The organism is Ferrimonas sp. YIN67 (genome assembly GCF_057219095.1).
Genome location: NZ_JBXVVJ010000003.1, coordinates 268,736 through 291,980 on the forward strand (window position 1 = coordinate 268,736; position 23,245 = coordinate 291,980).

General features: G+C 57.1%; 23 protein-coding genes. 7 read left to right on the forward strand and 16 right to left on the reverse strand.

All coding sequences use genetic code 11. From position 1 onward, the window contains the following. Nucleotides 1-336 precede the first annotated feature (336 nt). A complete protein-coding gene (locus tag AC2D8U_RS08400) occupies nt 337-1,266 on the forward strand; it encodes a TAXI family TRAP transporter solute-binding subunit (RefSeq protein WP_484618596.1) in 930 nt (309 codons plus the stop codon). A gap of 61 nt (nt 1,267-1,327) precedes the next feature. Further along, a complete protein-coding gene (locus AC2D8U_RS08405; protein WP_484618597.1) occupies nt 1,328-3,226 on the forward strand; it encodes a TRAP transporter permease in 1,899 nt (632 codons plus the stop codon). A 128-nt stretch (nt 3,227-3,354) separates the two neighbouring features. Here AC2D8U_RS08405 and AC2D8U_RS08410 read toward each other — a convergent pair whose 3' ends face one another. The 6 genes from AC2D8U_RS08410 to trmB form a co-directional block, all read right to left on the reverse strand. Then, nucleotides 3,355-4,170 (reverse strand): Rossmann-fold NAD(P)-binding domain-containing protein, encoded by an 816-nt coding sequence (locus AC2D8U_RS08410; RefSeq protein ID WP_484618598.1) that lies wholly within the window; start codon nt 4,168-4,170, stop codon nt 3,355-3,357. Nucleotides 4,171-5,098: 928 nt separating this feature from the next. Continuing rightward, on the reverse strand, nt 5,099-6,040 hold the full coding sequence (locus AC2D8U_RS08415; protein ID WP_484618599.1) for a LysR family transcriptional regulator: 942 nt from the start codon (nt 6,038-6,040) through the stop codon (nt 5,099-5,101). Between the two features lie 107 nt (nt 6,041-6,147). Further along, on the reverse strand, nt 6,148-6,954 hold the full coding sequence (locus AC2D8U_RS08420; RefSeq protein ID WP_484618600.1) for a DUF2884 family protein: 807 nt from the start codon (nt 6,952-6,954) through the stop codon (nt 6,148-6,150). Between the two features lie 199 nt (nt 6,955-7,153). Then, nucleotides 7,154-8,065, reverse strand: a complete 912-nt coding sequence (gene glsB / locus AC2D8U_RS08425) for a glutaminase B (RefSeq protein WP_484618601.1) — start codon at nt 8,063-8,065, stop codon at nt 7,154-7,156. Further along, complete coding sequence (locus AC2D8U_RS08430) at nt 8,065-8,403, reverse strand: YggL family protein (protein WP_484618602.1); 339 nt, start codon at nt 8,401-8,403, stop codon at nt 8,065-8,067. The genes glsB and AC2D8U_RS08430 overlap by 1 nt, the downstream gene beginning before the upstream one ends. A 12-nt stretch (nt 8,404-8,415) precedes the next feature. After that, nucleotides 8,416-9,132 (reverse strand): tRNA (guanosine(46)-N7)-methyltransferase TrmB, encoded by a 717-nt coding sequence (trmB, locus tag AC2D8U_RS08435; protein WP_484618603.1) that lies wholly within the window; start codon nt 9,130-9,132, stop codon nt 8,416-8,418. A gap of 94 nt (nt 9,133-9,226) precedes the next feature. Between trmB and mutY the strand changes: the two genes are divergently transcribed. After that, nucleotides 9,227-10,276 (forward strand): A/G-specific adenine glycosylase, encoded by a 1,050-nt coding sequence (gene mutY / locus AC2D8U_RS08440; protein ID WP_484618604.1) that lies wholly within the window; start codon nt 9,227-9,229, stop codon nt 10,274-10,276. 49 nt (nt 10,277-10,325) lie between these two features. Next, nucleotides 10,326-10,598 (forward strand): oxidative damage protection protein, encoded by a 273-nt coding sequence (locus tag AC2D8U_RS08445; protein ID WP_484618605.1) that lies wholly within the window; start codon nt 10,326-10,328, stop codon nt 10,596-10,598. Nucleotides 10,599-10,682: 84 nt separating this feature from the next. On the opposite strand, the gene AC2D8U_RS08450 is transcribed toward AC2D8U_RS08445, so the two are convergent. The 10 genes from AC2D8U_RS08450 to AC2D8U_RS08495 form a co-directional block, all read right to left on the reverse strand. Further along, nucleotides 10,683-11,501 carry an ABC transporter permease gene (locus tag AC2D8U_RS08450; RefSeq protein WP_484618606.1) on the reverse strand — a complete coding sequence of 273 codons (819 nt, stop codon included), beginning with the start codon at nt 11,499-11,501 and terminating at the stop codon, nt 10,683-10,685. Further along, complete coding sequence (locus tag AC2D8U_RS08455; protein WP_484618607.1) at nt 11,498-12,400, reverse strand: ABC transporter ATP-binding protein; 903 nt, start codon at nt 12,398-12,400, stop codon at nt 11,498-11,500. The genes AC2D8U_RS08450 and AC2D8U_RS08455 overlap by 4 nt, the downstream gene beginning before the upstream one ends. Further along, nucleotides 12,397-13,704, reverse strand: coding sequence for a nitrous oxide reductase family maturation protein NosD (gene nosD, locus AC2D8U_RS08460; protein WP_484618608.1), 1,308 nt, complete (start codon nt 13,702-13,704; stop codon nt 12,397-12,399). The genes AC2D8U_RS08455 and nosD overlap by 4 nt, the downstream gene beginning before the upstream one ends. Further along, entirely contained in the window at nt 13,682-14,182 is a 501-nt protein-coding gene (locus AC2D8U_RS08465) for a nitrous oxide reductase accessory protein NosL (protein ID WP_484618989.1), read from the reverse strand. The genes nosD and AC2D8U_RS08465 overlap by 23 nt, the downstream gene beginning before the upstream one ends. A 56-nt stretch (nt 14,183-14,238) precedes the next feature. Further along, a complete protein-coding gene (gene nrfD / locus AC2D8U_RS08470) occupies nt 14,239-15,180 on the reverse strand; it encodes an NrfD/PsrC family molybdoenzyme membrane anchor subunit (protein ID WP_484618609.1) in 942 nt (313 codons plus the stop codon). Between the two features lie 2 nt (nt 15,181-15,182). Beyond that, entirely contained in the window at nt 15,183-15,893 is a 711-nt protein-coding gene (locus tag AC2D8U_RS08475) for a 4Fe-4S dicluster domain-containing protein (RefSeq protein ID WP_484618610.1), read from the reverse strand. 36 nt (nt 15,894-15,929) lie between these two features. Next, nucleotides 15,930-16,415, reverse strand: coding sequence for a tetratricopeptide repeat protein (locus AC2D8U_RS08480; RefSeq protein ID WP_484618611.1), 486 nt, complete (start codon nt 16,413-16,415; stop codon nt 15,930-15,932). A gap of 213 nt (nt 16,416-16,628) precedes the next feature. Next, a complete protein-coding gene (locus AC2D8U_RS08485; protein WP_484618612.1) occupies nt 16,629-17,393 on the reverse strand; it encodes an FKBP-type peptidyl-prolyl cis-trans isomerase N-terminal domain-containing protein in 765 nt (254 codons plus the stop codon). A gap of 23 nt (nt 17,394-17,416) precedes the next feature. After that, nucleotides 17,417-17,830 carry a rhodanese-like domain-containing protein gene (locus tag AC2D8U_RS08490; RefSeq protein WP_484618613.1) on the reverse strand — a complete coding sequence of 138 codons (414 nt, stop codon included), beginning with the start codon at nt 17,828-17,830 and terminating at the stop codon, nt 17,417-17,419. Nucleotides 17,831-17,875: 45 nt separating this feature from the next. Further along, the gene (locus tag AC2D8U_RS08495; protein WP_484618614.1) at nt 17,876-19,897 is read right to left on the reverse strand and encodes a cytochrome c3 family protein; all 2,022 of its coding nucleotides are present in this window, start codon (nt 19,895-19,897) and stop codon (nt 17,876-17,878) included. Between the two features lie 489 nt (nt 19,898-20,386). Between AC2D8U_RS08495 and AC2D8U_RS08500 the strand changes: the two genes are divergently transcribed. From AC2D8U_RS08500 to AC2D8U_RS08510, 3 genes are read left to right on the forward strand one after another with little or no spacing between them, the layout of a single operon-like run. Beyond that, nucleotides 20,387-22,261 (forward strand): heme lyase CcmF/NrfE family subunit, encoded by a 1,875-nt coding sequence (locus tag AC2D8U_RS08500; protein WP_484618615.1) that lies wholly within the window; start codon nt 20,387-20,389, stop codon nt 22,259-22,261. Further along, a complete protein-coding gene (locus tag AC2D8U_RS08505) occupies nt 22,258-22,644 on the forward strand; it encodes a cytochrome c-type biogenesis protein (RefSeq protein WP_484618616.1) in 387 nt (128 codons plus the stop codon). Before AC2D8U_RS08500 ends, AC2D8U_RS08505 begins: the two co-directional genes overlap by 4 nt. After that, nucleotides 22,641-23,231: a TlpA family protein disulfide reductase gene (locus AC2D8U_RS08510; RefSeq protein WP_484618617.1), complete on the forward strand. Its 591-nt coding sequence runs from the start codon at nt 22,641-22,643 to the stop codon at nt 23,229-23,231. The genes AC2D8U_RS08505 and AC2D8U_RS08510 overlap by 4 nt, the downstream gene beginning before the upstream one ends. Nucleotides 23,232-23,245 lie beyond the last annotated feature (14 nt).

The following is a 23,245-nucleotide window of genomic DNA, read 5'->3' on the forward strand; positions in this document are numbered from 1 at the left end:
CAAAGCCTGCAGCAAGTCCAGCAAGGGAATCACAGCATAAATGCTGCTTACGCTTGGATTGAGCCACTCCTGCTGGGGATCCTGCTCCACCCACTCACTATTTGCCCTTCACCTGATCCAGATCAAAACCCGCCCGGTGACGCCAGTAACGCCATTCTCTTAGGGTTTTAAAGGGGGATCGATCAGCGCTAATTCCTATACACCAGACAGAGTACTAGCCCGCTTACGCTCGCTCAGCCACACCACAACGAGATACAGAACACGCGATTGTAACCGATGACTTTCCTGTGATATCACAGAGGTTTGCATTGTTTTTCGACTGTTCAGGAGTACAGGATGTTCAAACTGAAATCGTTATTCACCATCCTCCTTTCCACCACCTTGTGTCTGCCGACAATGGCCAATAACTACACCATAGGCACCGGCAGCCAGAGCGGCACCTACTATCCCTACGGCGGCCTATTGGCCAAGATCTGGAGCGAGAAGATCGAAGGCTTCAACATGCGCGCAGAAGTCACCGCCGCGTCCGTTGAGAATGTTATCAAGGTCTCTGCCGATCAGCAGTTGGCCGGGATCGCCATGGGGAACGTGGTGCAGCAGGCCGTGGCAGGGGAAAAACCGTTCCCCAAACCCATGGACGTCAGCGTCTTGTTCGCCCTCTACCCCAATGTGGTTCAACTCATGGTCCCCGCCAAGTCAGAGATCCTGGGTGTCGAGGATCTCAAAGGTAAGCGGGTTTCCCTGGGCGCACCGGGCTCTGGCACCCGGGTCAGTGCGACCAATATTCTCCAGGCCCTGGGGGTGGATCTGTCCGACATGAAGAGCCAGAGCCTCAACTACACGGCAACCACCAATGCCCTGGCCAACGGTCAGATCGATGCCGGCTTTATCGTCGGCAGCCTGGGAGTGGGTGCCATTACCGAGCTGGCCCTGACCCGGGATATTCGCATCATCTCCTTTACCCCAGAGCAGATGGCCAAAATCATCAAAGCCAACCCCGCCTACTCCAGCCTGGATATCCCCCAGGACAGCTACAACAAGGTGCCGGCCTTTACCGCTCCTGCCGTGTGGAATGTGCTGGTGGCCAATAAGAACACGGACGCCGATCTGGCCTACCAGATGACCAAAGCCGCCTTTGAGAACATGGACAAGATCCGTGAAGTCCTCAATGTGGCCCACTTCACCACTTTGGAAAACATCGACAAACTCGACGGCGTCGAGTTGCACGAAGGTACCCGCCGCTACCTGGCCGAAGTCGCCGAGTGATCCCTTCCAAGAGAGTCACCCCAGGGTGACTCTCTGCCTCTCAAATAAATAAGGGATCACCATGACCGAGCAATTCTCCCGCAGCGCCGACACCATGATGAAGATCATCGCCCTGTTGGCCATTTCGCTGACCCTGTTCCAGCTATGGCAGGGTCTAAGTGCCGAGCTGTCGGCCCCGGCATTTCGCACCATTCACGTCAGCTGGATGCTGGTGCTGGCTTTCCTGATCTACCCCAGTTTACCCAAACACAGTCCCGCCCCCCTGTACCTGCTGGGTCGTGGCATCGATCTGTCCGTGAGTATCGCTGTGATCTGGGCTGGCTGGCACATCGCCCGCTTCGACTATAACGACATCATGTTTTTGATCGAAGGGCTAAAACCCGCCGATCTACTGGCCGGGCTCATCATCCTTATCGCCCTGCTGGAAGCGACACGTCGCACTGTCGGCCTGGTTATGTCCCTGATCGCCATTTTGTTTTTGGCCTATGCCATGTTTGGCGATCTGCTGCCAGCCATGCTCGCCAGCAAGGGGTTCGATAGCGGCGAGATCATCCGTTTCCATATCTACTCCACCAACGGGATCTACGGTGCACCTCTGGCCATCGCCGCCAGCGTGGTGTTTGTCTTTGTCCTGTTTGGTGCATTTCTTCAGATCACCGGCGCCGGAAAATTCTTTATCGATGCCGCCTTCGCCGTTGCCGGTAAGTACCGAGGCGGCCCAGCCAAGGCCAGCGTAGTGGCCTCTGCTGCCCTGGGTTCCATCTCTGGTTCGGCCATCGCCAACACGGTGACCACGGGGGCATTAACCATCCCCATGATGAAGAAGTTGGGTTATAAACCCGAGCAAGCCGCCGGGATCGAGGCAGCCGCCAGCACGGGGGGCCAGATCATGCCGCCAGTGATGGGTGCCGGAGCCTTTGTCATGGCCCAGTTTACCGGGATCCCCTACTCAGAGATCCTGCTGGTCTCCATCGCTCCGGCTATCCTCTACTTCTTCTGTACCCTGCTCTACGTCCACCTGATGGCCTGCAAGCTGGGCCTTAAAGGCATGACTGCAGTGGAAAAAATCCAGATCGTACTGATACGTGGCTGGCACTTTTTGCTACCTCTGGTGCTGATCACCGCCCTGCTGCTGATGAGCTACTCCCCCGAGTGGGTCGGGATCGCTGGCTGTGCCGCCATCCTGCTCGCCTCGCTGACACGCAAGCACAGTCGCATCAGGCTGTCACAACTGCTGCAGGGGATGAAGGATGGCGCCGTGATGGCGATGCCCATCTCTTTGGCCTGCGCCACCGCCGGGATCGTCGTTGGCGTCGTCGGCCAGACTGGGATCGGACTGCAGTTTACTCAGTTCCTACTGGCCCTTTCTGGGGGTTACCTCTGGTCAGCCCTGGCGCTGATCGCCCTCGCTGCGGTGATCCTCGGCATGGGTCTGCCGGTCACCGCCGCCTACATCGTGCTTTCGGTCATGGCTGTGCCCGCCCTGGGCGAATTTGGCCTAAGTGTCCTGGCCGCCAATATGATCTGCTTCTGGCTCTCCCAGACCTCCAACGTGACCCCACCTATCGCCTTGGCCGCGTTCGCCGGCGCCGGGGTCGCCAACGCCTCCCCCATGCGCTCAGCAGTACAGGCCTTCAAGCTGGCCCAGGGCTTTTTCCTGATCCCGGCCATGATGGCCTTCTCCCCATTGCTTTGGCAGGAGGGCGTCTCGGCATCGGCCTTCGGCCTGGCCCTGGGATCGACGGTGGCACTGATCATCGCCTTTGCCGGCAGCATCGAGGGGCGCCTGTTCAATCCGCTGGACCCCATCAGCCGATTGCTGCTGTTCCTTGCCGCTGCGGCTCTGCTGTTTGGCCAAGACCTGCTTCGTCTTGCCATGCTCACAGTGATCGCCGTTCTCCTTGTGCTCAATAGACGCAAAGGCAACGACCAGCTGAGCAGGACACTGACTACAGACTAAGCAACGCCCCGTCGATCCCTGTGGCATCGCCGGGGCGAACATTGTCATGGCTCTATCGGCTCCTGCCCTGGGGTAAGGAAAGCGGCGCCAAGCGATGGCCACGCACACCGGGAGACACGCGGCACAGATTAGCACCAGGGCAGGATCTTCTCACCCTGCACCAGCTCCCCCTGAGGGTGCAGGCTGCCAGCTTTTAGGCTGGCCAGCCTGAGAACCACATCAACGAACGCTTCCTGACCGTCCGCCTCCCCGGCTTTACCCCCAGGTGGGCAAGCCGCATTGATCAGGATCCGATCTTCGGGCCGCTCACTGGCCAACTGAGCCGCTGCGATCCGCACCAGGGCGCACAAGCCCAGCGACGCGACGATAAGCTCCGACGTCGGCCAACCTTTATTCTTTGCATCACCAACTCCACCGGCATCAAGATACTGATTTATCGCCCCATCGATATCGTCATAGTTTGCCCCGCTTGTCTCAAAACCGCCGCGCAACGGCTCGGCCAGCTGGCTCAGATGGGCGGCAATAGGCACCAGCACCACGGCGCGGCTACCTTTGAGCAAGACAGGAACAAAAGCCTCCAATGCAGCACGGATCCCAAGATAGGTATCCTTTAGCCAAGAATCTTCAGCCTTTGGGGTGCCAGAACAGGTACCTGGACCCAGACCACAACCGATCAGCAGATTGACCCCACCATGACGAACTTTCAAGGTGTGGGCGAGATCAGCCATACCCAGGGGATCACCCGGCTTGAGCACTTCGAGCACCAGTCTGGGACCAGTGTTTCCCATAGGAGGAAATGGCTGCGTTAACCTGGCATCGGCCGCCTCTCGCTCAGATACCAGTAAATATATCGTCGCCGTCTCGGGCAAGCACCGACACAAACCTTCAACCAGACTCAAACCCAGATCCGGCCCGGTACCTGTGACCACTGCAATCGTCGACATAGTGTCACTCCCAGCATCTGTGATTCCCACAAGTGTACGGCGCTATGAGCTATCCTGCCTGGCAGCTTTGCCTCACAAGCCAAGCCTGTTTAATGTAAAAGCTTCTAATGCTTAATATTTTCCCTGTACAAGATCGTAATAAGGGAGACAGACCAAAGCGGCAAGCCCACCACTGATCTTGTCCAGCGCCATTCCCTTGAGACTAGGACGCCCATAATTCCGCACCGTGACTCACTGCCACCGGGCATACTGGATCCGTCGGCGAATGATCAAGTCAGCGAGACCATACACCTCGATAATCGTGACAAACAGGGAATAATGGCCGAGCTACCCGCCGCGTTACCGCAATAACTCAAAGGGATCCAAGCGGCACTCACACAGTGACAATCGAAAGCAAAAAAAATGGAGGACCTAAGGTCCTCCAATTTTTTTTGTTTTTCGAGCATGATTATTTTTTTCACCGCGGCTCGTCGCCAGTGTCCAGGTTTACGATCTTGATGTCGCATCTCTCCTGGTAATGCTCCAGCAATCTTAACGTTGCATGGGGTACGGAGCGTGTCTTCTTTCTAAAAAGGACCCCGGCATATACCGGGGCTTAAAGTCCAGATGATGGTTCAAAACCATCCAGGCAATTGGCCCACTGAACCAAGGTGTCCAGCGTCCAAATACCCTGTCAAACGCTGCAGACCGGCTTGCTTTACCAGAGGGGTCAATTCCGCTAATGCATCACCATCGTTCGACGGGTGCCATTCTATCCGGTTCGTTCCCCCAGGCAAGCGAAGCCTGAAGTGAAGTTTACATCCTTATAACTAAAAGCTTTAACCGACAGCCCCTGAAAGGGAATAAAAAAACCTTTATATTCATGCCGTTGGTGGGTTTTGCCCGATCTTCATAGAGTCATTGTTCAATATCGCGAACAATGATTCTTTCACTTGTGACTCTTACTGCTGCTTATCGTACTCAGATCCCAGCGCTTGCTGTCGCCAAAGTGGGCACGGACAAAGTCGACGAAGGCTCGCACCTTGGGCGGCAAGTGCTGTCGACGGGGATAAACCGCCTGCAGGGCCAGCTGATGATTGAGCCCCCAGTCAGGCAATAACTGAACCAAAGAACCGCTTTGCAGCTCCTCTTCCAGCAAGTAGGTAGCCAGATAGACAATACCCAACCCCTGCTTGGCTGCGTCTTTTAATGCCGGAGCATCATCGACCCGGTAGTTGCCTTGGACCCGGATCTCACAATTCTCGTCACCACGGACAAACTCCCATACCTGGTGCTGATACCACTCGCTCTTGTAAACCAGGCAGTTGTGCTCGGCCAACTGCTCCGGATGATAGGGCACGCCATGTTTGGCCAGGTAATCCGGGGAGGCCACCAGGGCAAACTTACAGTTCATCACCGGCCGCGCCACCATGCCCAGAGGCAGCTGCTCTGACATGGTCAGCAGCAGATCCAAACCCTCGCTCACTACGTCAACCTTGTGATCCAGGAAGCTGATCTCCAGCTCCAGTTCCGGATGCTCGGCCATAAACTTAGGGATCAGCGGCATCAAGTGCAAAGAGCCGAACGCCTGGGTGATGCCGACGCGCAGCACACCGCGGATCTCCCGTTGCAGGCTCTGAACACTCGCCACGGCCTGATCCAGGTCTTTCAACAGACCCTCACCATGGCTATAGAGCAGTTCACCACTCTCGGTCAGGCTTAAGGATCGGGTGGTGCGCTGGACTAACTGCACCCCCAAATGCTGCTCAAGCTGGCTGATCTGGCTACTGACTTTTGATTTAGAAATACCCAATTTGCGGGCTGCCGCAGAGAAGCCCTGTGCCCTTACCACATGGGTAAAGATCACGATTGGTTCTAATAACTCACGCATATTCGTATATTCCTTTTGACCCGGGCATTATTGAACCCGTTAACGGCACAAAAGAAAAGCGGCGATACCACTCATCGCCGCTATCTTCTCGATCTTTTCTATAAAAGTTAGCGTAACCAGGCCAGATCTGGGTCTCCCTGGACGACAACATCCATTCCGTTGAGCTCGGGGATCATCCGCTGCAGCTTCCCCTCCAGCTCATCCAGGACCATCCAATCCTCGCACATCGCCTCGGCGCGACGCTCAATCGCCTCCGCCTGACTCTCCACCCGTGCTTCCAGACGCTCCCCCATCTGCTCCATGGAGCGGCCAAAACTCTCCATCTTCTGCTCGAAGCTGTCACCACTGTTATCCACCAGGGCACGGCCTAAAAACATCAGGACATTCCCCACGGATCCCGTAACCGCCCGCTCCAGCTCTTCGCTGAGCGCCTCCCCCATCTGGTCATCGAGGTTGTCCAAAGATTCGCTGTTGAGACGGTAGCCACCTCGTTCGGTCACCATGGATTGATTCACCTTTTTGCGCACCGAGCCCATGATCTCACCAGTCCTGTCATCCACTCCCAGAGCCGCCAACTCGGTGAAGACCTCATCCAATGCCTCGGCCGCCAACCCCAGAGCCTCATCGACCACTCCAACCAGTTGCTGGGCATTGTTGATCATCTGCAACTGGTACATGTCCAGATGCGCCCTCTGCTGGGGATTGAGGCTGATCTCCTTACCCGATACCCATAAGCGGCTGTCCTCGTAGCGGTACAGCTCACCATCGACATCGCTGATCAGCAGGCGCTGGGCGTCCACCTCGATACTGTGCTGCAGCGTCACATCACACTGAGCACCGCTTAGGCTCAATTCGTTGGCCGGGGAGCTAATACAAACCAATAACAGCGCAGCAGGCAGGAGAGAGCGAAACATGACGATGATCCTTATGAGACTGAGTTAGCAACATAAAGGCAAATGCCATGCCAAGGCAACAACGCCCCCTGTCATGGGGCTTCAGCCCTGGAGAAACGGGATAAAGTCGTCAACTTGACCGAAGGTTAGCGAAATCGGTCACTGCCGGGACCAAGATTTGGGGATGCGGGGCGCAGCCCTGTGCCCCACCCTACTGGCATTAGAAGATCGAACGGCCCAGTCGCTTGCCGAGTTGCTCCAGCATGGCGACCCCGGCCACCGAATTACCGCTGGCGTCCAGCTCCGGCGACCAGACACAGACGCTCATCTCGCCGGGCATCACAGCGACGATCCCGCCACCGACACCACTCTTGCCCGGTAAGCCAACCCGATAGGCAAACTCCCCCGAACCGTCGTACAGGCCCGAGGTCGCCAACAGGGCATTAACCTGGCGATTCTGCTTCTCGGACAAGCGGTTTTTCATATCCAGGCCGCTGCCCTTGTTACTCAGGAAGAAGAAGGCCCGGGCCAGATCGGCACAGCTCATGCGAATGGCACAGTGGCTGAAATAGGTTTGCAGCACGGTATCCACATCGTTGTCGAAGTTGCCAAAGGATTTCATCAGGTAGGCGATCGCCGCATTGCGCGCCGAGTGCTGATATTCAGACGCCGCCACCAGCTTGTCGGAAACGATATGGGGGTTGCCCGACATCTCCCGCACCATCTCCAGCATCCGCATCTTGGGGGCACTGAGCCGTGACTGAAGCATGTCCGTGATCACCAGGGCACCGGCATTGATAAAGGGATTTCGCGGCATCCCCCTTTCAAACTCCAGCTGAACCAGTGAGTTAAATGGATTCCCCGAGGGCTCCTTGCCCACACGACGCCACAGCTCTGGCTCATCGTACAACCCCATGGCCAGCACCAGGGCAAACACCTTGGAGATACTCTGGATGGAGAAGGCTTCCTCGAAGTCACCGGCTCCGACCACACCGCTATGGGTACAGACAGCGATGCCCAGCTTGGAGCTGGGCACCTTGGCCAGTTCGGGGATGTAATCGGCAACCTTGCCACCTCCCAGCAGAGGGGCCGCATCGGCGACCACCTCCAATAACAGGCGCTGGGTTGGCATCAGCCCCACCAGATATCGTACAGCTCGGTCACCTTGACGTCGGAAACCGGCTGCTTGGCAAAAAATGCCTCGACGGCCTGACGATTGTCCTCGGTGCACTTGCCGATCTGCTGGGTGCAGATCAAGCCTTCCCAGGCCTTGTGACCGCTGCCGGAAAAGCCCAGCTTGGCAGGTTCAACCACTTCATCGATAAACTGGTCGACAATGGCGTCGATCTGCTCTTCGCTTACTTCCGGGTTGAACGTCCAGAACAGGTCAAAACCCATCTCCTGGAAATCGCCAGTGCGCAGCTTCTTGTGGATCCGGGTGTTACGTTTTGCGTTGGTCTTGATAGCCATCTGTGTGCCTTCTTAGCTTTCGCGTTTGTAGATCAGATCCCACACACCGTGACCGAGACGGTGACCGCGGGCTTCAAATTTGGTCAGGGGACGGAAGTCCGGACGGGGAACGAAGTCACCGTCGGTGGCCGTATTCACAAAACCCGGGGCTTCGTTCATCTCTTCCACCATATGCTCGGCATAGTGCTCCCAGTCGGTCGCCATATGGAAGACACCGCCCAGCTTCAGCTTATTGCGGATCTGAGCAATGAAGGATTCCTTAACGATACGGCGCTTATGGTGACGCTTCTTATGCCAGGGATCCGGGAAGTAGAGCTGAACGCGATCCAGACTCTGATCGGCGATGCAATCTTCCAACACCTCGACGGCATCATGCTCGTAGACCTTGAGGTTCTTCACCCCCAGCTCTTCGGCATACAGCAGGCAGGCCCCCACGCCTGGACCGTGCACCTCAATGCCGACGAAGTTCTTGTCCGGCTCAGCCTGGGCCATCTCCACCAGGGATTTGCCCATACCAAAGCCGATCTCCAGCACCACGGGGGCACTGCGACCGAACTCTTTGTCCAGATCCACCGCGCCATCGGCGTGGTTCAGACCCATGGTCGGCCAGTACTCTTCCATGGCGCGGGCCTGACCCTTGGTCATACGGCCTTCGCGCTTCACAAAAGAGCGGATCTTACGCATGCGTTTGTCGTCTTGCTCGACAACCGGCTTTTGCTCTTGTGTCATCTGATCTTCTCGCTTACAGCTCTTCAAGCTAAGTGCGGTGGACGCTACACTGGCGCCCACAAAAACGCGTGATTGTATTTTAGGTTGCCCACCGATGGAAGCGAACCCGACTCCCTTTGCCACCCAGATCCTAGCTTGGTACCAAGAATATGGACGTAAAACCCTGCCTTGGCAGCTAAATCAAACGCCCTACCGGGTGTGGCTGAGCGAAGTGATGCTGCAGCAGACCCAAGTGGCCACCGTCATTCCCTACTTCGAACGCTTTACCGAACGTTTCCCCAGCCTGGTCGATCTGGCCAATGCCGAGGACGACGAGGTGATGCACCTGTGGACAGGCTTAGGCTATTACGCCCGGGCGCGCAATCTGCTCAAGGCCGCCCGACAGGTACGAGATCACTATCAGGGCGAATTTCCCACTGAAATCGATCAGGTGATGGCACTGCCCGGGATCGGCCGCTCCACCGCCGGGGCCATCCTCAGTCTCTCCCTTGGCCAGCCACATCCCATCCTAGATGGTAACGTCAAGCGTGTCCTGGCACGGCACAACGCGATAGCCGGGTGGCCGGGCCAAAGGGCCGTGGAGCTGAACCTGTGGCAATTGGCCGATGCCAATACGCCCCTCGAGGCGGTCCAGCAATATAACCAGGCGATGATGGATATGGGCGCGATGATCTGCACCCGCAGTCGGCCCAAATGCGAGAGCTGTCCGGTGGCCGAAGATTGCCAGGCCAAACGACTCGAGCGCCAAGCCGACTTTCCAGGTAAGAAGCCGAAAAAGGACAAGCCCATCAACGCCTGCTTCTTACTCCTGCTGCGCCACCAGGGAAAACTCTACCTGGAAAAGCGTCCCGGTGCCGGGATCTGGGGGGGGCTCTGGTGCCCGCCTCAACTGGCCGACAAAACGGCGCTGGACCATGCCCTCTCGCCCCTGAAGGCCGACAAGGCCCCCCAGCTGCTCGAGCCGTTTCGCCACACCTTCAGTCACTACCATCTGGACATTCAGCCGGTGCTGGTGGAACTGGCCCAGCGTCCGGCCCAGGTAGAGGATAAAACCGATGACTGGTTTTGCCTGGATACCGAACACACCATTGGCCTGGCCGCCCCCACGGAAAAACTGATAAAGCGGCTACGGCGGTTGGGCTGATCCCGGGGTTCTGGTATAACAGCAGCAGTACTTTTAAGAGGATACAGCAATGGCACGTACCGTTTTTTGCCAATACCTGAAAAAAGAGGCCGAAGGGCTGGATTTCCAACTAATCCCAGGTGAAGTGGGCAAGCGGGTGTTTGACAACATCTCCAAGGAAGCCTTTACCCTGTGGCAAAAAAAGCAAACCATGCTGATCAACGAACACAAGCTGAACATGATGAACCCTGAGCACCGCCAGATGCTGCAGGACAACATGGTTAAATTCCTGTTCGAAGGCGAAGATATCCATATCGAAGGCTACCGTCCGCCCGAAGCCTAATGGAGCCTGCGGCTTTGCCGCTTCCCCTTGCTCAAATGCCCCGGTTCCGGGGCATTTGTGTATCAAGAGCCTACTACCCGGTGCTTAGGGCACCAGCTTGGCGAGGCGGCGCTGGCAGCACCACAATAGCGCCATGAGCCACCCCAACAGAGACAGTGCCATCACCCCCGGGCCCAGCGCGGCATGGTGGAACAGGGAGAGGACGCCGGTAACCGAATCGTGTCCGCTGGCGATCAGATTCAGCAGACGGAACAGATCCACCGGGTTGAGCAGGATCAATCCCCGGATCCAGCCACCACCCCAAGGCCCGACCAACAGGGCCAGCAGGACAAGATCGTAAAGCAGGACAAAGACCAGCCAGAGGGAAAACAGCTTGGCCACCGCCTGCCCCTTGCTTTGCGCCCCGAGACTGATCCAGTAACCCAGCCCGATAAACACCCACCCCAGTAAGATGGCACTGGACACAAACACCAGGTAGGCGACGACCATCCCCTGGCGTAGCCCCTCCGGTGTGATCAGCAGATGAACCCACCCGCTGAGGCCAAACCCGAGCAATGCGGTACATGCCAGGATCCCCGCCTGGCCCATAAACTTGCCCAGCAGGAGTTCCCTGCGGTGCAGGGGGTAGGACAGCATCAGCAGCAGGGTGCCATCCTCCCGCTCCCCGACAAAGCGGTCGTAGCTGAGCAGGATGGCGATCAGGGGGATCAACACCGCCGCCAGGGTCGCCAGGCTGGAAAGGGACTCCTGCCATCGACCCTGTTGCAGGCTGCCAGTGGCGGCGCTGCCAAACAGGATCAGCACCAGTGACAACGCCAGGAAGCAACCCCCAAGGCAGAGCAGCCAGCGGCTGCGCAGCCCATCCGCGAACTCCTTGCGGGCGATAACAATCATCGGCTTCATTGCACTGCTCCCAACCGTGACTGATAGTGATGGTAGATCTGAGCCAGGCTCGGTGCCGCCACGGTAAAATCCAGTAAGCCATGGACACTGGCCAGGCGGGCGATGGCGCTGCGTTTTTGGCCGCTATTGACCAACAGGGAATGGGTCGCGGGATCCCACAGGGGCGCCAGCAACTCATCCCGCTCTATGCGGTCCTCGCCACCGCTAAGCTCAATGCGAGTCTTCAGGCCCGTCTCATGACGCAATGTATCCAGCGCTCCCTTGGCCACCACCTGTCCCTGGGACAAAAGCAGCGCCTGATCAAAATGGGGCTCGATCAGGGTCAGTTCGTGGGTACAGACGATCACCGCACAGCCGCGCGCCCGCTGTCTGGACAGGGCGTGATAGAGGTAGGCCGATGAGTCGGGATCAAGCCCTACGGTGGGCTCATCAAGCAATAACACCTTAGGCTGGCCCAACAATGCCTGAGCCAGTCCCAGACGTTGCCGCATCCCCTTGGAGTACTGGCCTACAGGCCGATGGGCAACACTGCTCAATTCAAGTTCGACCAGCAACTCCTGTGCCTGCCCGCGTTTCACCCCACGCAGATCGGCAAAGTAGTTCAGCAACGCCTGTCCACTCATCTGGGGATAGAGGCTCACCTGCTCGGGCAGATAACCGATGGCCAGTTGGCGCCGGTCTTCGAGCTGTGACGGCGTTTTTCCCAGCACGGACAGATGGCCACTGTCCGGGCTGAGCAGACCCAGGATCAACTTCATCAGGGTGCTTTTGCCCGCACCGTTATGTCCCAGCAAGGCCATCATCTCCCCGGAGTCCAGCGCAAAGCTGATCCCTTTCAGGGCACGGTGATTTTGATAGCTTTTATTCAGGTTTAGGGCGTGGATCGCCGGTACATTCATGGTGCATTCTCAAATTGAAGCTGTGGGGCATACAGCAGGGGGTGGGGATCAACCACTCCGCCGACACGGGGAGCGGGCTGACTCTGCAACAGGAAGCGGATCACTCGGACCAGCGGGCTATCGAGCAGGAAGCTGGCCTCTGGATAGAGCCAGAACAAACGGTCCAGATCGTCATTGGGCCAGTAGGGGGCATCGCCGATCCCATTTCCATTGAGATCCCAGCCCTGATAGGAGCTCCAGTAGTTGCCCTGGCCTTCATGGCTCCAGTTGACGGCTTCCTCCCCCAGATATTTCACCTGGGTGCGGTTATGGATAAAGGCGTTGCCAAACACCAGGTTGTCCTCGCCCCCCAGTGCCAACATCACCCCTATCTGACAGTTCTCAAAGCGGTTTTGGTACACACGGTTGTCGCTGGCACCATAGATATGGAGCCCCTTACCTTCGGCATCATAGGAGTCCGGGCTGTCGGGGTTGGCCACATCAACCACCAGATTATTCCAGATCCGAGCCCTCTGGGTGACGTTCAACAGCACACCAAACTCCCGGGCACGATGGAGCCGATTATCGTGCAGCGCCACGTCACTCGAATCCATCAGGGCCCAGCCCCCCAGCACATCTTCCGCCAGGTTATGCCAGGCACGAACCTGGCTGGAATACATCAGGTGGAGGGGATATTGCTGCCAGCGCATTCGGTTAGCCTGCACCTGGATCGCTTGACTGGACTCGAGATAGATCCCGTCACGAACCCGCTCGAGCCGATTCTGGCCCACGAGGGCGTGCTCAACGCGATTCAGGTGGATCCCGTCGCCGCGCAGCATCAGGGGCAGGCTGGGATCGCCGTCGATCCGGTTGTTCTCGATGACCAAATGGGTCGAGCGCTCGGCCAGGATCCCATGACCCCGGCCCTCGATGCGGTTCTGGATCAACACTATGTTGCTGTGCTCAGGCCGGATCAGGATCCCGGCATGCTTACTGAACAGCGCCTGCGCCGAACCCTGAATATCAAGATTTTCTATCCGGACCTCAGAAGTATCGATGATCAGTACGCTGCCCGAGCCATCTCCCAGCAGCCGGGCCCCCTCTTCCCCCACCAGGGTAATGGGTTTATCGAGGGTGAGCGGACCTGGGTAGTCCCCGGCCGATAACACCAGGATATCCCCAGGACTGGCCTGGAGCAGATGATCCGACAGGGTTTCCGGGGTAACCACCTGGCCCGCCGCCTGAACCGACAGCGCCAACAGCCAGAGCAGTACTATTCCCTGGAGGCGGATCATCATGGACTCAGTGAACCCCGTGACCACCATGATGCCCCATTTTGTGACTCAGCAGATCCAGGCTGATCTCGGTAAAGACAAAGACACGGCCGCCGAATTGATCGGCGAAACTCTGAGCCCCCTGCTCACTGGCGAAAGTCGCCAGTGAGGGGCCCATGGCCGCTTTGCGATCCGAGCCATAGACATACCAGGCTTCCCGGGCATCGATAAAGTGCTCATCCCCTGGGCGCTGCCAGTCGGTATCCCCCATGTCGTGCACCAGCAACTGGCTCACCTGACGGGTGTTGCCCGGTTGCAAATAGAACTCAAACAGATCTCGGGTTGAGCAAAACTTCAGCCGTTGCTCACTGAGCAGATCGGCCGTGCCCTTGGGGCCCGGCTGTTGGATCACCGCCATTCCACACAGGTGGCAGCGAGCATTCAGCTCAATATGAGCCGTCGCAGCCGCCGTCTCACTCCCACTCTCAGAGCAGGCCATCAATACCAGGCTGGTGAGAAGAATAACCATTTTACGCACAACAAACTCTCCGAAAACTTGCCGGGGTTACCCCCGGCTCAAACCACTCAGATGGTGTAGATCTGGCCTGCGTACAACAGAAACAGGCGAAGGCACATCATGCCGCAGACGACACTGGTGCAGGTCATGTAGAAGGCTTGCCCCGAGTGGGCAAAACGACGCCCCAGGCCAAAGTTGAGCAGCAACGGCATGATAAAGCCCAGGCCGACAACACCGCCCCAGAACAGGGCCCCCCAGGTTCCCTGAGAAAAGGCCGCTACCGCACTGGCGCCAGCACCTCCGAAGATCAAGCTGCTGACCAGCATAAAGATAAATAGCCCCTCAACGGCCATGATGGGCCACTCGACACCGTGCAACAGGTGCATCTCTTCGCTGTGGCTGTCTTCACCAAAGAAGCGAACCGCCACCATCTTGGCCACCGCTGTGCCGGCAGAGAGGCCGGAGACCACGAACAGTGCCGGCAGCACCGAGGTGTTGATGATCGGGAAGCGGATCAGCGCCGAGATCAGGAAGCCGGTGTAGGCGCAGACCGCCACCGCACAGATCAGTGCCAGCCACTGGCAGGGAACGCGCACTGCCGACAGACGATCAAGCCAGGGCAATAGGAAACGGATCTGAGGGATCCGTTCCAGCTCTTCACACAGGGCAAAGGCACTCATCACCAGAGTCAGGGGGATATAGACTGACAGCACGATCACCCCGAGAGACATCACGGAGTTGAAGTTGTAAAAAACCAGGATCTTCCAGAAGAACAAGGGGTTGGTCAGATCCAGCACTAGGCACAGCATGCCCAATGCGATGGTCACAAAGCTCACCAGGCTGGCGGCCTTGAGCAGCGGCGTGTTCTCCGTCTGCTTTTTGTAGATCCGCATCAGCAGGGCTACAGCCAATGAGCCACCGGAGATCCCGGCAAAAAACAGGTAGACCGCAATGGGCCAGGGCCAGGCAATGGTCTCTCCCAGGCCAGTAGTAAAATCGATACCGTTCATGCTCAAACCTCCGGCTTCAGAATGGCGACATATTGCAGGCTCGGCTCAGTCCCCAGATGAGGACGGATCCTCTGGGTATTCTTCACCGCCAGCAGGCGACTGATGTAACTGTTGGGATTGTTGGCATCACCAAACACCAGCGCCTGGTACTTGCAGGCCTGTACACACGCTGGCCTTTCCCCCTTGGCCAACTTGCTGTGCAGGCAGAAATCACAGTTATCCGCCACCTTGGTCTCTTGGTTGATCTGACGGACGTTGTAGGGACATGCAGCGATACAATACTTACAGCCTGCACACTTGCTGCCATCCATGGAGACGATCCCCGTTTCTTGATCGCGATAGGCCGCACCGGTCGGGCACACCATGACACAGGGAGCCTTCTGACATTGTTGGCAGGAGATCCGAACGTACTTGCGATCGCAGTTGCACTGGGTTTTGCCACACTGGGGGCACACAGCCCCTTCGACACGGTCGCTCTGGCGCTCCAGTGCCAGGCGAGACATCCCTTCGGGCAGATTATTGGCCTGATTACAGGCCTCTTTACAGCGACCACAGCCTGTGCACTTGCTCTGATCAAACATCATCACATAGTGAGGCTGAGCCCCCTGCGCATCTTCGTCTTGGTGACTGCTGCAGGCAGCCAGAGTCACGGCAGCAGTGCCCGCTCCCAACCCCTGCAGGAATCGGCGTCGGTGCAGCTTTAATTGGTCCACATCATCGTCCTCATGGTGATTGTTGGAATAAGTTCGTCAGGAAGCGTCCGCCAGCCGTGCTTTGGCAATGGCATTACCGATGGCAACTCGATTCACCTGGGCTTTGTCGCTGGCCAGCAAGGCGTTCCAGTGCCCGATCGCTTCCTGAAATTGGCCATTGAGATAGGCATGGTTTGCCAACAAGAGCCGGGTATTCACCTCGCTGGAGTCAAGCTCCAGGGCCTGATTAGTGAGTGCCACGACCGGATCGCTCAGGTAACGCCCATCTCGGTAATACTGATAGGTCGCGCTAAGACCAAGCCACGTCGGCTGGGGTTCGGCCTGCGCCAACAGTTGCGCCATCACCGACGCCGCTTCCTCGTATTGGCCAGCATCCGCCAGGTTGTTGGCCAGGCGCAGGTAACGTTGTGGCGCATGCGGTCCCTGCTCTATGGCCAGGCGATCCGTATTGATCTCTTGATGAATGAGGTAGCTAACCCGATGCTCGGTCTCGCCTGAGTCCCAGTCTGAATACCGTCCCAATTGGCCATACACTAACGTTGCAGGGAGGATGAGGGTGCATAACAGGAGGCATGAGATCAGAAGCTTTGGGGCATGGCCTGCCACCACGCATCGGCGATGCGCCCGTGCAAAGATCGCAACGACCCAACACAGCAGGCACGTCAGGGTTAATGCAAGTGGTTCCATAACTTCCTCAAACGTAAGCAAACAATCGGGTTAGCTGAAAAATAGAATTTATGGATGCCCGTTCATCGCCCCGTGCAGGCTCGTTCCGGCTCCGGGCTTGGCGTGGGACAACAGCTCAATTTCGAAGATCAGCGCAGTATGGGCAGGGATCTCTCCCATCTCCATGCCTGCATAGCCCAGCTCTGCGGGCATCACGAAGCGGTACTTGGCACCGGGGGACATCAGCTGCAGCCCCTCTTCCCAGCCAGCGACGGTGTTGATCAAGGCCACCTGCTTGGGACCGCCTTGGGTATAGGTGTTTTCAAACTGGGCACCGTCCATGGTCCACCCCTTAAAATTGACGGTAACCACGTCTTCACGGGCCGGCTTGGGACCTTCGCCGACTTCCAGTACCTGGTATTGCAGACCCGAAGGGGTTACCACGACGCCCTCTTTGCCAGCGTTCTCGGTCAAAAACAGGGTCGACGAGGCTTTCTGCAGTTCAATCTCCTTGTCCCGCTGCGCCTTGACCAAGAGGTTCAAACGTTCAGCCCGGGCATTGAGGTGGTCCACCAGGGCCTCGTTATCCAATTGCACCTCGTTGTTAAGGGCATCGCTCAGTCCCGCCAGCAGCGCGGAAAGCTCATAGCCCTCTCCCAACTGAGCCTGACTGGCCAATTGGCCCGCCAGGTATTTGCCAAAGGTGGCCCCCAGGCTATAGGACTCTTTCTCGGCATCGTTGCCCATGGCGCTGCTAGCCTGGGCGGGCAGGCAAAGAACAACCGCACCAAGGGTCAGGGCGGCCAAACAAGGTTTGCGAAACATCTTCATCATCTGATCTCTTAAGTAGCTCGAAGTTAGGGTCTTTCTGTGACACGACCGGACATGCGCCAGCCATATATCCCTTCCGGCATCTGGCGAACATTGGTGTAGCCCATGGACATGGCCGCGTGTGCTGCGATCTCGCTGGCATTGCATAGACGATTCGCGCAGTAAAAAATCATCTCGACATCCTTGTCTTCGGGCAGCAGCTCTTTCCAGTTATCGACAAAAAAATGAATAGCCCCTGGGATGTAGCCTTCGGCCCAGATCTCCAGAATATTGACGTCGTAGAACAGCACGCCGGGCTGACCAATCTTCTGCTCCGCTTCCAGCATGCTGATGTAGTTGAGCTGCGTCTCGTACACCTCGGCAGGGCGAAGCTCACCACCGGCACCGGCCAGGGCCGGGCAACACAGCAATGCCGCACACAGGGATAAAGCCTTTCTCATACACACTCCTCAATGGGGCCCCACAGGCTGGGGCCCCATACGGCATCACTCGCCGATGTAATCACCGGTATCGAGCATGGACTGAGCTTCCTGAACGTAGATCCAGGCGTCCTCGATGATCCGCTTGGAGTACTCGAAGCCGTGCACACCCCAGGAGCCGTCTTTCTCGATCTTGGCCACGGCATCGCGGGCCTTGTCGGTCAGCAGCAGCACCTTGGCCTTGTCGGAGGTGGTCAGGCGGGTCACGTTCATCAGCTGCTCAATGCGCTTGATGGAGTTCACCACCTTGCCGTGGGTCGCCTTGATCGGCTCCTGCCACTTCATCACCTCTCCGTAGATCTCCATCTGATCTACGAAGTGCAGGCCGACATCCAGTTCGGACTGGAACTGGCTGTGACAACCCTTGCCATTGACCACGTTGCGATCGGAAGCGGAGGTACGGGCACAGGACCACATCAGATCCAGGTAGGTGTAACCACTCTCATCCTTGGCCATGGTCCAGTCTTTACCCGTGCCATCGCGCGGCTGACCTTCAGCAGGGTTGAGTGTCTTGCGATTCGGATGGATATCGATGTTCCAGACGTGAGAAGCACGCACGTTGTCGAAACCGGCCATATCGGAGAACTGGATCGAGGTGAACTTCTCACAGCTACCCATGTTTGGCATGTGGCAGGAACTGCAGTCATTTTCACCGTGGGCCTTGGAGTTGGCGTGGATCTCCGCCTGAGCGTCGTGACAATCCGCACAGGCTTTTTTCTGTTTGGTCTTAGTCACACCAGACAGGTAGGTGCCGTCGGTCACTTCATGGGGATCGTGACAGGTTGTACAGCGCATCCCCTTGTCATAGTGAGCTGAGCCAAACATCTGGGAGCCTTCGGTACCACAGGAGGGGCAGGCGCCCTTCATCTTCACGCCAAAGGCATCTTCCGGCTTGGAGTCGGGACCCATAGCGATCTGTGGCTTGTAATCGAAGCGCTGATGGCAGCGTTCACAGTTGGATTGCATGTTGCCAACACCGCCATCCAGGTGAGCACCGGCGCCATGACACTCCTCACAGGCCACCCCTTTGGAGATGGTGTGCTCACGCAGTTTCTGTGGATCGCCCAGGGCATCGAAGAACTCATCTGAGGACTGGAAATCGAACTTGAAGGTATGGCACACCTCGCAGTAGGACGCGGCTGGCTGGAACAGCAGCTTATCCTGGTAGCTGGAGCCGTAGGAGTTCATCCCCCACACCTCGGAGCCCATCTTGCCGTGGTCTTCCATGTCCACCGGGAAATCCGGGATCACCTTATTGATCTTCTTGGCCATCTCGGGGGTCAGGAACTCCGCCCAGTTGCGAGAAAACTGGTTGCCACCAGCCACCAGGGTGCCCGTACCGTCCTTGAGCAGGCCATCCTTCACGTGATAAGTACCACGCACCAGGTAGGAATCGATAAAGCCATACTTGGTACGGGGTGTCCCCACCACGGCATAGATGGCGTCTTCGGTGATCCCCATTGGCAATACTGAAGCCTGAGTACCGAACAGGCCGGCGTTCAGATCGCCATTAGGCGCCTCGATGATCTCATCGGGGAAGCGGATGGTATTGGCGTGGCGAGAGCGCTTCCACTTCTCGTACTGAACCGCGTGGCATTCGCCACACTTCTCTGGGCCAATAAATTTGTTGGGATAGTCCAGAATCGACTTGGCACCCAAGCGGTACTGAACCGCAGAGGGCCGACCCTTTTCAGCACTGTAAGCCTCGGAGTTACCCGTATGCAGGTACTCCTCACCCCGGTCACTGATATGTGGGGTACCAAGCAACCGCCCTTCCGGTCCATAGGTTTTAAAGATTGGATGGTTCTCGAACAGGAAATCAAACAGGTCCTTCTCCTGCACAATATAATCGTGCAGGGTCTTCACTCCATTTTTATCCTCGGTGCCCTGAGGGTTATCCAAGATCAATTGAGCTTGCGGCGACATCTTGGGCTTAGGGCCTTTCGCTGCATCAGTTGCAGCATATGCCGCCACCGCGCTACAGCATACAAGTGCACCTAGTGTTGCCCGGAGTTTCCAGGTTTTCATCATCATCTCCTAATTTTCATCCCTCACCCAACAACCAACTTAAATATCCCATTTAAACTAACTGCCGGGCGCGGAATACCATTAGAGCACCAGCCATCCTGCACAAACCGCCTAGAGATCACATTTCATCCAGGCTTGAGGACTGATCAAGCAAAACCAAGAAAACAAAAATATAAACAGATATAAATTAAGGACTTATGTGCAAATTCCGCCATCTGAAAACAATCAAAAAAAGCAGTTATTAGATCTAAAAAAGACTAAAAGAGTGCGACTAGGTCAGAATGTTGCTTGACCCGACAAATACATTAAGGATTGGGGAAAATTATTCAAAATGACAACAGGGAGTGCATCAGGAGTTAATTGGAGCGAGTTCACAATTATACCACGCAATTCAAGACACTTTATTTCTCGATGATATGGTTGTTCTTCCTGCAGGGTTTCTCCTCGGAAAACAAAATTCATTCCAGTTGTTTTATTAAGAGGTAGCACGTGATACCAGAAGTTGGTCACTTCGCTTTCATTCTCAGTACAATCGCTGCCTTCCTGGTATTTACTCTTCCCGCGTTCCCCTGCCATAAAGAGTATCGGTGGCAGTTACAACGTGCCGGGGTTTTTATTATGACGGTTGGCAGCCTGCTCGCGGTCATGCTCCTTGTACTGAGCTTTCTTCGAAATGACTTCTCCGTCGCCTTTGTTGCCTATAACTCCAATAGCACACTGGCTTGGCCCTACAAGATCGCTGCTCTTTGGGGGGGGCATGAAGGCTCATTTCTGTTTTGGTCGGCTGCTCTGATCCTGGCCTGTGCTCATCAGGGGCGAAACCACGGTTCGACAGCGCAACTTCAAGGTCCCCTGATCACCGTCCTCAGTGGCGTGATCGCCGGTTTCAACACCATCATCCTGCTGACCTCAAACCCCTTTGTCCGGCTCCTGCCCCAGGTCCCCATCGAAGGGCGAGATCTCAATCCCCTGCTACAGGACATTGGGATGCTGCTGCACCCTCCCCTGATCTTCCTGGGTTACGTCGGCTTTACCGTACTCTTTGCCGGCGCTGTGGCCACCCTATGGCAGCGCCAGGAAGATCCCCAGCTGGCACGTTGGCTGCGACGCTGGACACTGTTTACCTGGCTTCTGCTAACCGGGGGCAACGCCTTTGGCTCCTGGTGGGCCTATCACGAGTTGGGCTGGGGGGGCTGGTGGTTCTGGGATCCCGTGGAAAACGCCTCCTTTATTCCCTGGCTGGTGGCCACAGCCTTACTCCATGTGCTGTACCTCAATCGTACGGACAGGAGCCTTAAAGCAACGACACTGTGTCTGTGTCTGCTGGGCTATGCCTTGAGTCTCATCGGCACCTTCTTGGTCCGTTCGGGTGTGATTGACTCGGTTCACGCATTTGCCTCCGATCCCAAGCGGGGCATCGCCATCCTACTTTTGCTCATCGCCACAGTCGGACCCGCCCTGGTACTGATAGCCTGGCGCGGTCTGCCCCGCAGTGAGCCCCTGGTGCTCAGTGGTCGGAGCGGCCTGACCGGCCTCGGCGTCATGCTGACGCTGGTGGCGTGCTTTGCCGTGCTGCTGGGCACCTGTTACCCCATCCTGTTCCGGATCTTGGGGCTGGGTGCCATCTCTGTTGGTCCCCCCTACTTCAATACCCTGTTTGTCCCCATCACCTGCCTGATCGCCCTACTGGCCACACTGACCCTGCTCCCGACACTGCCTCAAAAGAGGCGTGTCACCATAGGTATTCTTGTCGTGGCGGCGCTCTCAGCCGCGGGGATCCCCTGGCTCATGGAGGGGGATACCAGCCCCTACCTGTGGCCAGGATTGGCTGCGGGGATCGCCCTTTGCCTGACCCTACTTTTTCGCCTCGTCTATGAGCCCAGATCATTAACCGCTCCACCTACCTTGGGTGCCTTCCTCGCCCACCTGGGCCTGGCGATCGCCATACTGAGTGCCACCTTGGTATCGCACTTCGAAGAGAACGCCATGGTCCGAATGGGACCCGGTAAGGGCCGGATCATCGCCGGTTACACCCTGATCTACGAAGCCACAGAATCGATCACCGGCCGAGGCTATATTGGCACCGCCGCCCGGATCCGGGTCGAAGACAGTGAGGGGACAATGCTCACTACCCTTCGGCCGAAACGACGGACCTATCTGGACGACATGACCGAACTAACCGAGTCTGCATTGCTGAGACGCCCGCGGGGAGATCTCTACCTGTCGATGGGGCCCGAACTGGACTCGGGTGAATACCTGCTTCGCCTAAGCCATAAACCGGGGATCAACGGCCTCTGGCTCGGTGCCGCGTTAATGATGCTTGGGGCCCTGTTGTGCCTGTATGGATTAAGGAGACGAGCATGATCCGCCACTGCCTAACCTGGCTACTGCTGCTACTTGCCTTGCCCTGTATGGCTAACGGCCTCAACCCGGTGCAAAGGCAAGAGTTCGAGGCCATCGCCGCCGAGTTACGCTGCCCAGCCTCCATCAACCTGACGGTGCTGGAGTCACAAGCCCCCATCGCTTTCGAACTCAAGGCAAGGATCGCCGAACGTCTGTTGGCAGGTGCCAGCAAAAACGAGGTGATCGCCGAGCTTGAGGCTCGATACGGTATGCAGATCCGCTACCGTCCCCCCCTGCAGCCAAGCACGGCAGTGCTCTGGCTAGGCCCCTTAGTCCTGTTATTGATGATGGCGGTCGGTGTCGCACTGGCCAGTCGACGTATTCATCGAGGAGAAAAACAATGAGAGCCTTCACCCTGATGCTGGCAACCCTACTCTGCCTGCCCGCGTACGCGACGTCACAGCTTGAAAAGGCATACGATACCGGCACACCCCTTGCCAAACCTATGGTCCTCTCCCGCCTGATTGAGTTTTCTCAGGCCAGGCGCATGCCCGAACTGTCCTTTACCAATGATCTTGGTGAGCACGTGACTCTGGGCGAACATCAGGGCAAGATCGTACTGGTGAACCTGTGGGCCACCTGGTGCGGCCCCTGCCGAAAAGAGTTACCGGAGATGGAGCAGATCCGCCAGAACTATGCCGAGAAGGCACTGACCGTGGTCCCCCTGAACATAGATCAGGAGGGCGATCTGCCACAGTCCGTACGTAACATGCTGAGCAAAAACAACATGGAAGAACTAGCCACCTGGTACGATCCTGAGCACATCATAGGTACTGCTGTTCCCGTCAACGTGGTTCCAGCCACCTACCTGCTGGATGGCGAAGGGAACCTGATTGGCTTTGTCCGTGGTTATCTGGATTGGACCGATCAAGCCATTCCCGCCTATCTGGACCAGCTCATCGACAAATACGCTCAGCCTCATCCGGGCTAAACACAAAAATGGCG